Raw genomic sequence first — 13,129 nt, forward strand, 5'->3', positions numbered from 1 at the left:
TGGGTGTCCCAGATTTTCAGGGTTTCATCCTCTGAAGCGGAAATCGCTGTTTTGCCGTCTGGTGCGATCGCCACTGCCCATACCGAGTTACTATGACCCGTGAGAGTTTTCACTTCCCGGCCTGTCTGGGTGTCCCAGATTTTCAGGGTTTCATCCTCTGAAGCGGAAATCGCTGTTTTGCCGTCTGGTGCGATCGCCACTGCACTTACCCAGTCACTATGACCGATGAGAGTTTTGAGTTCCGAGCCTGTCTGGGTGTCCCAAATTTTCAGGGTATTATCCCTTGAAGCGGAAATCGCTGTTTTTCCGTCTGGTGCGATCGCTACTGCCGTTACCGATGCACTATGACCGGTGAGAGTTTTGAGTTCCAAGTCTGTCTCGGTGTCCCAGATTTTCAGGGTGTTATCCCATGAAGCGGAAATCGCTGTTTTTCCGTCTGGTGCGATCGCTACTGCATATACCCAGTCACTATGACCGATGAGGGTTCGCAATGCCCCTTCATTTGCCCGTTCTAAATTAGCTTTCAAAGGCCGCAGCCAAGGACTATCTTTCCACTGCTTTGCTTGTTCCAAAATGGCTTGAATGTCATCAGGTGACGAGATTTTTTCCGTCACTTTTTTGACAGGTTTACGGGGGGTAAACCTACCAATCAACGGTAAATCCTCCCAAAAATACTTAGATTTATCTACAACTATAGTCACTTCATGAGGTAGTAACCTCCCCAACAATTGCCCTGGCAGTTGCGTTTTATCCCTCTCCAAAACGTGCGCCGACTTCCGAATTGCCCCTTGAATCAATTTCAGCGTTTCCGCTTGCACCTCCGACAACAAAACATCAGAATTATTCGCCAAATCATAATCCTCAATTAAGGCTTGTACCCCCAACGCATCCAACTTCGCCTCAATAAAATCGAAATCCGTTAACAACTGATGCAATTTTTCCCCTTGAACGCTCTCCGCCAAATGCCCCGGCAGAGTTTCCAAAGCATAAAGCCGCTTTTTCGGCGACATTTTCCCCAACCGTTCTTTAAACTTACTCATCGCCGTACAAATCCTCCCACAAATTATCAGAAATCGCCGTTTCAATATCCCGCAGCGACACCCCAGCTTTCTGCACAACATCTTTTCGATGTAGAAATCTTTGGAAACTCGCGTGATAGATACTGTAATCTGGGGGAGTGTCGCTGCTACGGCGCAGAAACTGTTCCCAATCATCCAGAACTTCCTGCACATCCAAAGCATCTTCCTCAGCAAAATCCGCCAAAATATCGCAGGAAACCGGCTTGCGAGTTTTGGTCAACAAATAAATCACCTTCAACTTCCGGCGGCGCAATTCTTTATCTCTAACCGCCATTTCCATCCGCGCCCAATGCTTGTCATAATATCCTTCCAACTCCCTCGGCAAATCTTGCAAATTCACATCGCTGTACTTGCCGCTATCGATATCATTCAGCACATAGCGCAGGTACATAAAGTTATTCTGGCTTTTTTCAGCCACCGCCGCCACAAACTGTTCTCGCTGCAAATTTTGACGGTTAATCCAACTCTGAATTGACGCGCTGTTGCTGGTGCGTTTGTCAATATAAAGCTTGACATCCGCCAAACTTTCTGCACTGTACTGCATCAAATCAAAAACCTGATGATTTGGCAAAGGCAGAGATTCCGGTCGCTTCGAGACAATAAAATAAACATTATCCGGCAAAGCATCTGGCAAATACAGGACATTGCTGCCGCGCCCCTGCAAACACGAATCCACTTCATCCAGGGCATCCACCACCACAATCAACTTTTTGCCGCCCAATTTAGCGCTGACTTCCCCCAACAACCGACTCAGAAAGTTGCCATCTCTGGTCGCATTTTCCGGAAGTTGCGGATAATTTAGTTGATAGCCTTGAATTAACTGAGTGCAGGCATTTTCCAGAAATTGTTCGGTGCGGACAATGCCTTGAGATTGCGAGTTAAAATGGGCAACGCAGCGCCGCTTCAGCAGCAGCACTAACTTGGCCATAATTGAACTTTTCCCGACACCAGGATCTGCTTCTAAAACAAAATAGCCTTTGCGATTGTTCTGCAAAAAATCGGCAATTGCTGCAAACACAAATTGGCGGCCGGTAAAGTCTTGAGTCCGGTCTGCAATAATCGTTTCGCACTCGTAGGGAGGCGGCAATCTGGGCGCGGAAGTATCGATAAATCGTTCCAGTGATGTTTTAAGTTGCGCCAAATCGTCGCGGATGCCAATTTCTATGGCTTCCAATTTCACCATCACTTGACAAATCTGCTGCCCAGTCGCCACTGCCTCCAACTTTTGCAGAATTTCCCCATTTCGCAGCCCCAACTCTTTGAGTTGTGCCAAAGCAATTTGGTGCAGATTCAACAGCATCGCCGCAAACTTTTCTCCTCCCTTCGCCGCATCGAGTTTCAGCACTTCGCGGTACGCTTTCGGGAAAGTTGCGTACAGCTTGTCCGCCACAAATTCCACAATTTCCGCATCGAAGGATTTCCCCTCGCTGGCCGCGAATTCGTTGACGAAACTTGCCCAATCTGCCGTTGTCAATCCGGTTACTCGATCAAACTCCTCGGCATCCGCAGAAAAAATCTTGGTTAACTGGTCTTCGGAAATATTTAAGCCCCTTGACAAGTCGGCTGTATTCGTGTTAATATCCAGCCAGTATTCAGGAGTTTTCTCGGCTAATTGACTGAGTGCTGTTTCTGGATAAGGCAATTTTTTGGTTTCGGCGATCGCAATTAGGCGATCGGACTTCGCAACCTCTCTCAAAATATAGCCGATCGCCTCACCCGCCGCCTTAATCAAATCGTGATTATCGAGAATCCTCGGATTTCTGCTCAACCGTTCCGTCATCCGATTTCCGAGGTCATTAGCCGCGATATTCCCCGCTATACCACTAGCAATCGCCGCCAAAATCGAAACTCCCCCAACTGCGATCGGCCCGCCGATCATACCCGCTGCTGCTTGAGTTGCCGGATTGGCGATCGCATTTGAAATAACTTGTCCAATAGCCATCACCGCACTGCATCCAATTACCCTAGTTTTAAAATTAGCTAAGTCCATTAGCGGCATAAAATAAACATTCCTCTTTTAAATAGTTAGTAGTAATTATATCTGGCCGGCTGCCGTTTAGTCCCTCACTGCGAAATTTTCAAGTTGATTTAGAGATTGTCGATCGCGACTAACCCTAGGATATAAAGTAAAATATAATTAATTATCTCGAAGTTCTTTTTCTTGCAAAATTTGGGTAGCCCAAGCCCGATCTTCTTCTGATAGAGACGGTACGGGTTCTCGATCGTAATCGATCCGATAATCATAGCCAGCGCGATCGTAAATACCTGCAAATATTTCTGGTAAATTAACAATAGGTTCTACATCTTCCTCGCGCAAGGGAAGCGGAAATATAGGTAAAGAATCGCGAAGATTAAAAGCATAAAGTTCGGCAAACGGGCGGCGCTCGCTGGAACTGACTAAAATCCGATAATCGCTTTGAATAGAATTATTAAGAATGGGCATAGATTCCCATTTTCGTAGTAAATCGATTTCGACTAAATTGGTTAAGCTACCTAAAATACTCTGGCGTTTTTTGAGATAAGTAATTCTTCCTTCTCCACTACGTTTGTTGACAGGAGAAAGAATTTCAATTGCGGTAACAACTTGTTTCGTTGCCATTTCTCGCACTTCCAGGTAAGTCTGTTTAATTTTTTCAGGAGCAGGCACTTTAACGGTAGTCGGAAGTGTTATACTTACAGTGGCAACTGAACCTGTAGGAATATTCGGGTTATTAGATGGACGCTTAATCGCGACATCGGGGATACCTACTAAAAGGGAGTCGCTGTTACTGTCATTTGGATCGGTAATTTCATAGATGCGTTTGTCAATTGCCACCTCATATTTAGGGCGAATTTGAGGCATGATGGTATCCGCGATCGCGATAATCAATCGATTGTGAGTTTCCTGCCAGAAATCGGGGTGTTCTAAGTAGGGGTCCATTCCAGGAAAGGGTGAAGGCATAGGACTGTTCTCCGATGTATTGACTCTCAAATCATTTTAGCATTTTTAATTTGGTAGGTGCGTCGCTTTAAAGCGAGGCAGAGCCTCTGGATATAGGTTCCCAGGCTGGAGCATGGGAACCAGTTAAAGCTTGTCAAGAACAGGCAGGATGCCTGTTCCACAGTAATTATTGGAGATGTCTATTTGTAGATGAATTTAATCTGTTGTGGAACAGGCATCTTGCCTGTTGCAAAGAGCGGGCTTTCCGGCCCGGCCCACAATAAATTTAATCTGTTGTGGAACAGGCATCTTGCCTGTTCATAAAATTATAGACACCCCAAATATCAACTACAAAACAGCAGCCACAGTTGCCATCAGCAATCCTTGAAACAATTTCACCCCATCAGTTTCGCCCAACATCGGATCGGAAGCCCTCTCAGGATGTGGCATCATTCCTAATACATTGCCCGCCCGATTGCAAATACCGGCAATATTATTTAACGAACCGTTCGGATTGCCAGCATCGCTAATTTTGCCCGCCTCTGTGCAGTAGCGAAACAGCACTTGTTCGTGGTCTTCTAACTCTGCTAAAGTATCGGCATCGGCATAATAGTTGCCTTCACCGTGGGCGATCGGCAAATCGATGATTTCACCCGTAGTATAAGCCGCAGTCCAACGAGTATTACCGCGTTCGACTTTCAAAGAAGCCCGATCGCAAATAAAATTCAACCCCGCATTCCGCACCAGAGCACCGGGCAACAAACCAGCTTCAGTCAACACCTGAAAACCGTTGCAAATACCCAGTACAAGTTTGCCCTGTTTCGCGTGTTCCGCAGTAGCCCGCATCGCCGGAGAAAAACGGGCGATCGCGCCGCACCGCAAATAATCTCCGTAACTGAAACCACCGGGAATTACAATGACATCAATATCCGAAATATCGGTATCTTCGTGCCAAATCATCCGCGTCGGTTGGTGGAGTAACCCTTGAGTCACCCACACCACATCGCGATCGCAATTTGAACCCGGAAAAACAATAACTCCAAATTTCATAAGCTGAAGGAAGAGGGAAGAAGGAAGTTCGGCAACGGATTATGTAACGGATGTAACGGATGTCAGGAAGAAGGAAGAGGTGTCAACTTAAGACTAAAATCTTATGTTTCTCTCGCTTGTATCAAAGTCTAGATCCCCCTAAATCCCCCTTAAGAAGGGGGAATTTGAGTCGTTCTAGTTCTTGTATTGTTAACAGAGACTTTGAACACTCTTGTCCCCCCCTTATTAAGGGGGGTTAGGGGGGATCTCCGGGTTTAAAAATACCCTAGGGGCGATCGCATTTATGCGGCCGCTGTCTCCACAGCAACAGGAATTTCAGTCAAATCAAAGCGATAATTTTCAATCACTGGATTGGCCAAAAGTTGGTCGCAAACGCGATCGAGTTGTTCGCGGGCCTCCGACTCACCAGCAGCAGTCAGCGTCAATTCAACGTACTTCCCGATTCGCACACGCTCAACATTGTCGTATCCCATGTGTTGCAAACCAGACTGTACGGCAGTGCCGGCGGGATCTAAAACAGAAGGGCGGAGGGTAACATAGATTTGGGCAAGATATTTCTGAGTCACGGGAATGTTGCGGTAGGTGATGTGAAAGTTAGCCCCATTGTATTCTACAACCGAGCTGCGCGCCGATCGCCATTTGGTTCGCCCAAGTAAGATAGCCTAGAAATAGGGACTGATTTGACTCTAGCAGATTACACAAAAAATTATGAGAACCAACCGCACCCGCAGTCAGGAGCGTATTTTACATTTGCTCAAGCACTTGAATCGATCGCTCTCAGCGCAAGATATCTACTTAGAACTGCGTAACAGCGACCAAAGCATGGGCTTAGCAACCGTTTACCGCTCCCTCGACGGTTTAAAGCGAGAGGGGTTCGTTCACGTCAGAACTCTCGCTAGTGGCGAGTCTCTCTACGGTGCCGCCCACCAAGACCAACACCACCTAACTTGTCTGGAATGCGGCACCTCCATTACGATCGACGAATGTCCCGTCCACCACTTAGAAAGCCAACTACAACAATCTCATTCTTTCAAAATTTATTATCACACTTTGGAGTTTTTCGGATTGTGCGATCGATGTACTTTAGCTCAAGAATCTTAGAGAAGTTATTAGTCATGAGTGATCTCAATTCCGGTTGCACGAGCGAAATGATTGTTGACTGTTGACTGTTGACTGTTGACTCGATTTGATAATTCCGATGCAACAGTCAACGATATAGCAATCCTCGGATCATTTGTGAATTTCTTAATTTCTCCCCGCGGGTTCGGGGAGGGTTGGAGTGGGGTGCAAAAGTGAGATGCTCCCGGTGTTGTTTGTGTAGCGACAGATTTCAACCTGTCGTTTTATTAACTCGCTCAAGGATGCAAAAATTCTAAATGATCTCCGGGAATCGATCGCAATTTTGCAGCCGAGCCTTGCAGTTTCAACCGACCGCGCTCTAACATGATAATCCAATCGGCGCGATCGATCACTCGCGGTCTGTGACTGATAAAAATCGTCGTTTTCCCGTGGCGATACATCAACAATTGTTCTAAAACTTCCGCTTCGCTTGCGGGGTCAAGCCCTGCGGTAGATTCGTCTAAAATCAATACAGGCGGGTTGTTGAGAATAGCGCGGGCGATCGCCAATCTTTGTCTTTGTCCGCCAGAAATATTTGCTCCAAACTCCCCTAAAACAGTTTGATATTTATCCGGCAATTGGCTGATAAATTCATCCGCCCCCGCAATTTTGCAAACTTTAACAATCTGTTCAAAGCTGATATCTGGACTGCCCAAACGAAAATTTTCGAGAATCGAACGGCTCCAAAAATGCGCTTCTTGAGGAACCAATACTACCTGCTGTCTGAGACTGTCGAGAGACAAATCCTGCAAGTTGTAACCGCCAATTCTAATATTACCAGATTGCAGCGGGTACAGACCAGCAATTACTTTAGCCAGCGTACTTTTTCCGCACCCGGAATTGCCGATTAAAGCAATTGCTTGACCGCCGGGAAACGTAACGGAAAAATTTTCCAGCAAGTCAAGTCTGCCGGGGTAGTGAAAACTAACACTCTTGCAAACAACACCGTCGTGGTTCTGAATAGTTACAAAAGGTTTATTCGTATCGTCTTTAGTTTCCGGTTCAGCATCTATAACTTCCGACAGCCGTTGAGTAGCTGTCTGCACGCGAGTCATCTCGTCAGTAAATCCTACTAGCGAATTCACCCAAGTAGTAACGTTTTGATTCATGCTAATAAACGCTAGCAACTGACCTATACTCAATACCTTGTCAATCACCAAACCGCTACCAAGCCACAGCAGAGTAATGCTGCCAGCAGAGCCAACAAAACCAGAAAATATATTGTTGAGAATGCCAATTTGTGTAGTGCGAAAAGTTAGCTTTGCTAAGCGACCGAAGCGGGTTTGAAATTCTTCCCAAAGTTGCTGACCGCTGGTAGTAGTTTTGACAGTCAGCGCGCCTTTAAAAGTTTCTACTAAAACGCCTTGAGTTTCTGCTTCCAGCACAAATAAACTGCGCGTTTTTTGCTGCAATACGGGCAGAAAGACCACTGTAGAGGCAGTCATTAAAAGAGCTAGAGCTGTAGCTGCTAACGTCAGTTCCTTGCTGTAAAACAACATAAAGATAAAAGAAACTACAGCGATAAAAAATTGACTGGGCAAGCTGATAGCGACTTGAGAAACTAATTTATTGATTTCTTGGATATCTTGTAATCTACTGACAATTTCGCCACTGCGTCTTGCTTCGTAAAAACTCAAAGGCAATCGCAGAAATTTGCGAGCGAATTCCATCACCAATCCCAACTCTAAACGCTGAGAAAACTGAGCAATTAAGTTCGACTGTATCAATCCTAAACTGCTGCTAAAAAGGTTCATAACTATAACTGCGATCGCCACACTCGCCAGGAGTTGTCTGTCGCCCCGCACCAGAATGTCGTCCGTGAGCAGTTGAACTAGAAAAGGCGAAGAAATCGACAGCAAACCCAAGACTGCATTCAGCAAAAATGCTTCCATTAAAATCGGGCGGTAAATCCCAATCCGGCGCATCCATTTTTGTAAGGAATTAGCGGGCGGTTGACCCTCTGCTGCTGCAAAAAACCGCTCAGCATCGGGTTCTACTAGCAAGCACAGCCAATCTGTCCAAGCTGCTGCTAATTCTGCTTTAGAAACATAGCGCATACCGACAGCCGGATCGCCGATCGCATATTGGTTGCCCTGTTTGCCGTACAAAACAACCCAGTGATAGCCGCTCCAGTGAATAATCATCGGTAGAGGGGCATCATCGAGCTTGTCTAAAATTGCAGCGGCCGCTCGCACCGATCGAGCATTAAAGCCGATCGCCTCAGCGCCTTGTTTCAAGCCCAGTAAAGTCGTCCCTTGTTGACCGGTGCCCACAAATTCTCGCAAGCGGCTAATTGTAAAATTCTGTCCGTAAAATTTGGCGATCGAAGCCAGACAAGCCGCGCCACAATCTTCTTCGCTCTGCTGGAGCACAACCTGATATTTCATCAACCTATTTACTCGTCCGGAGAAAGGCATTTCTCGGATAAAAGGAATGTTCTTTAACATTTGGCCAAATGAATAATGAGTAGAGCCTAATGAACATTACCCCTCACCGAGTACCCAATCAGAACAAAGCACCCATAAGTTTATGGGTGCTTTATTAATTCACATCAATAGATCGATGGAATTTTACACAACTGAACTTTACCAGTAGCGAGCTACTGCTCTGAAAGTACCATCACAATTCCGGCGGTACACAATGTGACGTGTCGCACCACGGTAACAGTTGTCGTTGTATCTCGTCGAATAATAGTAGCCACCGTTGACGCTGGCAGATTCTTCAGGGGTGACTTCGGTAAACAGTGAGGTGTCTGTAGTTTCTTGCATGATAGACTCCGTTTGGTTGATGAAATTGAGTGAATACAAACTAGAAACTATTGAATTTTTCTAGTATCGTTTAACTACTAATCTATATTTCTCCAATGCCGATCGTTCTCCGGAATATTACGGATGAATTTTCCAAATTTACTCGATCGCACAACCTGACTCGCTTTTCTAAACTACTAGGGTTTTGTACGGACGCTGGCGAATCGGATCGTACATATAAAGTTGACCGGGCTGCGGTACAAAAAATAGCATATTGACGCCATTACCCGTGCTATTGCTGGCATCGCTGTTGCTGCTGGTACCGCTGACACCTGCGGCAATACTGGCACCGCTGACAGTAGCAGATTCTGCCTCCGTTAGTTCGGTGAATAGCGAATTTTGTAGATTTTCAAGCATGACGAACTCCTTGGGAATTTAATTAATTAAAAATTTGCAGCCCCGACTTTTTCATCTCCCTCAGAGAGATTTAGCGAAGGCCAAAGGCTAGGTGACATATTCAATACTTACGTGCAATCACAATAGAACCCGGTTTTTTTTGATCTGTCTCGATCTGCTAGCCAAGTTTTGCGACTCATCCAAGGAATTCGTGCGGATTTTTAGCTTTACCCTGCGAATTTTGATTGAAACATCTAAACCGATCCGCGCTATCCGGAAAGCTAAAAATAAATGTGAAAAAATAAATATGCGCTCTCCTTATTTGTCGCCATGTTTATTTTTTAATTTTTAACTCCTCATTACCCCCATTGCCGCCATGTCTCCTATTCCCGAAGCCACACCCGCTGAAACCTTTGATAACGACCAGTTTTTGCCCCCTGTCAGCCGCTGGACGACTTTGGGGGGAATTTTGATGGTGGCGACGTTTGGGGGTGCGATCGCCCTTGCGAGCGTCACCAAATACAGCGCTACAGTCAAAGCAGATGCGATCGTCCGTCCGGCGGGAGAAGTGCGCGTCGTGCAAGCAGCAACCGAAGGAACCGTCGAAAGCATTGCTGTCAGCGAGAATCAGACAGTAAAAGAAGGAGATGCGATCGCAGTTGTAGACGCTTCGCGTTTGGACGCTCAAAAAAAGCAGTTACAAGAAATAATTAATCAGTCTCAAACAGCAGCACAGCAAATCAACCAGCAACTGCGCGACTTAGAAAATCAAATTTTGGCCAGCGCCCAATTTAAAACCATCCAAAGTGAAAGTTCCGCCCAACAGGAATTAATCGAATCCGCTCTAGTAAAATTCGCCACCTCGCTGCCAGATGTCGCCGAAAGACTGGGCCGAAGTCGGCGGGTTTTGCTAGTCAAGCGATCGTCCATTCAACAACAATTGGTTCAAGCTAAAAAAGAACTAAATCAAATTGACTTAAAACTCGAAAATAGCGTGATCCGCGCGCCCGCTGATGGTACAATTCTCAGATTGGAAGTACAAAATACCGGTCAAACCGTACAAGCCGGCAGCGCGATCGCCCAAATCGTCCCCAGCGACGTACCCCTGGTAGTCAAAGCCAAGGTGACATCCCAAGACATCGCCCGCATCCAAATCGGCCAACCCGTACAGATCAGGATTTCGGCTTTGCCTTTTCCCGATTACGGCACATTAAAAGGAACTGTCAGCGAAATCGCCCCAGATGCGATCGCCACTCAAAATCCCACTAATAATTTAGGTACAGCTTATTACGAAGTGGCAATTAAGCCTGAACAAACTTATTTAACAAAACTCAAATCCGCCAACGGTCAATTTTTCGGAAACTCCCCGGCTAATGTCCCCCGCCAGTATTCGATTCAATCCGGAATGGAAGGCAGAGCCGATATTATTACCGGCGAAGAAACTGTTCTGACATTTGTTTTGCGGAAAGCAAGGTTGCTGACAGATTGGTAATTAGTCAGTTGTCAGTTGTTAGTTGTCAGTTGTTAGTTGTCACTTGTTAGTTGTCAGTCAACAGTCAACAGTCAGCAGTCAACAGTCAACAGTCAACAGTCAGCAGTCAGCAGTCAACAGTCAAAAGTCAACCGCCAGAAAATTAGAGGCTCTGAAATTGAAATAACGTGTCAATATAGAAATGTGACTTCAATTCTATTCTTTCCTCATGGGCAAACAGCGCGTTCTTTCAGGAGTTCAGCCAACAGGCAATCTTCACCTCGGTAATTATCTCGGTGCAATTCGCAACTGGGTAGAAGGTCAAAGTCAGTACGAAAATTACTTCTGCGTAGTCGATTTGCACGCAATTACCGCACCGCACAATCCAGCAACTCTAGCCTCCGACACTTACACGATCGCCGCACTCTATTTAGCTTGCGGCATCGATTTAGAATATTCTACTATTTTCGTGCAATCCCACGTCTCGGCTCACACAGAACTAGCATGGCTGCTAAACTGCATTACGCCGATTAACTGGCTCGAAGATATGATTCAGTTTAAAGAAAAAGCAGTTAAACAAGGTGAAAATGTCAACGCAGGTTTGCTAAATTATCCCGTGTTAATGGCAGCAGATATTTTGCTTTACGATGCAGACAAAGTGCCAGTGGGAGAAGACCAAAAACAGCATTTGGAACTCACCCGCGATATTGTCATCAGATTGAATCACCAATTCGGCACACCCGAAAAGCCAGTATTGAAACTTCCCGAACCGTTAATTCGGACTGACGGTGCGAGGGTGATGAGTTTGACAGATGGCACGCGCAAGATGTCGAAATCTGACCCTTCCGAACAAAGTCGAATTAATTTATTGGATTCGCCAGATACGATCGCCAAAAAAATCAAGCGCTGCAAAACAGATGCCGTGCGGGGTTTGACTTTTGACGACCCCGATCGCCCCGAAGCGAGAAATTTGCTGACACTTTATCTCCTGCTTTCCGGCAAATCTAAGGAAGAAGTAGCAACGGAGTGTGAAAACATGGGTTGGGGAGATTTTAAACCCTTGCTGACAGAGACGACAATTAATGCCCTTAAACCAATTCAGGATAAATACAAGGAAATAATGGACGATCCGGGATATTTAGAGTCTGTACTACGTCGCGGAAGAGAACAAGCAGAAGCTATTGCTAATCAAACTCTAACTAAGGTGAAGACAGCTTTCGGTTATTCTTTACCTGTTTAGTTGTTAGTTGTGAGTTGTTATTGGTTACTGTTGAAAAATGACAACTGCCAACTGCCAACTCTCAACTGTCAACTAACAACTGTCAACTCTCAAATAACAAATAACCAATAACCAATAACAGACAAATAATCATGAACCGTTTTCGCACAGCCTGCACCACCCCCGGAGAATTTATAATTACCGCCGAAGTTGCCCCACCAAAAGGCGGCGACATGACTCACACAATTCAAATGGCTGAACGCCTAAAAAATAGAGTACACGCCATTAATATCACCGACGGGAGTCGCGCAGTTTTGCGAATGTGTCCGCTAGCAGTTTCGGCGATTTTAGTGCAGCACGGAATTGAGCCAATTTGTCAAGTTGCTTGTCGCGATCGCAATCAAATTGGCCTGCAAGCGGATCTCATGGGAGCCCACGCTTTAGGCATTCGCAATGTATTAGCACTTACAGGCGATCCCGTTAAAGCCGGCGACCATCCTAAAGCAAAAAGTGTATTCGATTTTGAATCAGTTCGGCTGTTACAAGTCATCCAAAAAATGAATGGGGGCAAAGACTGGAATGACAAACCTTTAACAGACGGATTTACCGATTTATTTGTCGGTGCTGCCGTCGATCCCCAATGCCCCAGTTTGTCTGGTTTGCAAAGTCGATTTGAGAAAAAATTAGAAGCAGGAGCGCAATTTTTTCAAAGTCAATTAATTACCGACTTTGAACTTTTAGATAAGTTTATGCACAATATTGCTGCTGGCTGCAACAAACCCATTTTAGCAGGAATTTTTCTATTTAAATCAGCTAAAAATGCTGAATTTATTAAAAAATACGTGCCGGGAGTTCACATCCCACAAGAGACGATCGATCGTTTAGCAAAAGCTCCAGAACCTTTGCAGGAAGGCATAAAAATTGCGGCAGAACAAGTCAAGCTAGCGCGGCAGATTTGTCAAGGAGTTCACATGATGGCCGTCAAACGAGAAGATTTAATTCCTCAAATTTTGGATTTGGCAGGAATCGAGCCACTGAGCTAAGATTAACCGTAGATACTGTCTTGACCTGTCAAGGGGTAGCAGTCAAATAATTAGGATCGAAAGGCTTTTGGGACTTTAAAATCCC

Annotated in this window: 10 protein-coding genes and 1 pseudogene; 4 read left to right on the forward strand and 7 right to left on the reverse strand. The window is 45.6% G+C overall.

Annotated elements, in window-relative coordinates:
- The 5 genes and pseudogenes from QUA33_RS25840 to purS form a co-directional block, all read right to left on the reverse strand.
- Positions 1-1,040 (reverse strand): annotated as a pseudogene (locus QUA33_RS25840) (hypothetical protein); the annotation flags it as partial.
- Positions 1,033-3,078 (reverse strand): ATP-binding protein, encoded by a 2,046-nt coding sequence (locus QUA33_RS25845; RefSeq protein ID WP_333152363.1) that lies wholly within the window; start codon positions 3,076-3,078, stop codon positions 1,033-1,035. The gene QUA33_RS25845 and the pseudogene QUA33_RS25840, both read right to left, overlap by 8 nt.
- 138 nt (positions 3,079-3,216) lie before the next feature.
- Entirely contained in the window at positions 3,217-4,020 is an 804-nt protein-coding gene (locus QUA33_RS25850; RefSeq protein ID WP_333152365.1) for a DUF4058 family protein, read from the reverse strand.
- A 327-nt stretch (positions 4,021-4,347) separates the two neighbouring features.
- Entirely contained in the window at positions 4,348-5,049 is a 702-nt protein-coding gene (gene purQ, locus QUA33_RS25855) for a phosphoribosylformylglycinamidine synthase subunit PurQ (protein WP_333152366.1), read from the reverse strand.
- Between the two features lie 281 nt (positions 5,050-5,330).
- Entirely contained in the window at positions 5,331-5,615 is a 285-nt protein-coding gene (gene purS / locus QUA33_RS25860) for a phosphoribosylformylglycinamidine synthase subunit PurS (protein WP_333042010.1), read from the reverse strand.
- 142 nt (positions 5,616-5,757) lie between these two features.
- On the opposite strand from purS, the gene QUA33_RS25865 reads away from it, so the two are divergent.
- A complete protein-coding gene (locus tag QUA33_RS25865) occupies positions 5,758-6,150 on the forward strand; it encodes a Fur family transcriptional regulator (protein ID WP_333152368.1) in 393 nt (130 codons plus the stop codon).
- Between the two features lie 254 nt (positions 6,151-6,404).
- Here QUA33_RS25865 and QUA33_RS25870 read toward each other — a convergent pair whose 3' ends face one another.
- Positions 6,405-8,615, reverse strand: coding sequence for a peptidase domain-containing ABC transporter (locus QUA33_RS25870; RefSeq protein ID WP_333152370.1), 2,211 nt, complete (start codon positions 8,613-8,615; stop codon positions 6,405-6,407).
- A 489-nt stretch (positions 8,616-9,104) separates the two neighbouring features.
- Positions 9,105-9,332 carry a secretion protein HlyD gene (locus QUA33_RS25875; protein WP_333152372.1) on the reverse strand — a complete coding sequence of 76 codons (228 nt, stop codon included), beginning with the start codon at positions 9,330-9,332 and terminating at the stop codon, positions 9,105-9,107.
- Positions 9,333-9,687: 355 nt separating this feature from the next.
- On the opposite strand from QUA33_RS25875, the gene QUA33_RS25880 reads away from it, so the two are divergent.
- From QUA33_RS25880 to QUA33_RS25890, 3 genes are all read left to right on the forward strand, one after another.
- On the forward strand, positions 9,688-10,803 hold the full coding sequence (locus QUA33_RS25880; protein WP_333152375.1) for an HlyD family efflux transporter periplasmic adaptor subunit: 1,116 nt from the start codon (positions 9,688-9,690) through the stop codon (positions 10,801-10,803).
- 208 nt (positions 10,804-11,011) lie between these two features.
- Positions 11,012-12,022, forward strand: a complete 1,011-nt coding sequence (gene trpS, locus QUA33_RS25885) for a tryptophan--tRNA ligase (RefSeq protein ID WP_333067839.1) — start codon at positions 11,012-11,014, stop codon at positions 12,020-12,022.
- Positions 12,023-12,153: 131 nt separating this feature from the next.
- Positions 12,154-13,044, forward strand: a complete 891-nt coding sequence (locus tag QUA33_RS25890; RefSeq protein ID WP_333152377.1) for a methylenetetrahydrofolate reductase — start codon at positions 12,154-12,156, stop codon at positions 13,042-13,044.
- Positions 13,045-13,129 lie beyond the last annotated feature (85 nt).

Source organism: Microcoleus sp. Pol14D4, from assembly GCF_036701245.1.
Lineage (GTDB): Bacteria > Cyanobacteriota > Cyanobacteriia > Cyanobacteriales > Microcoleaceae > Microcoleus.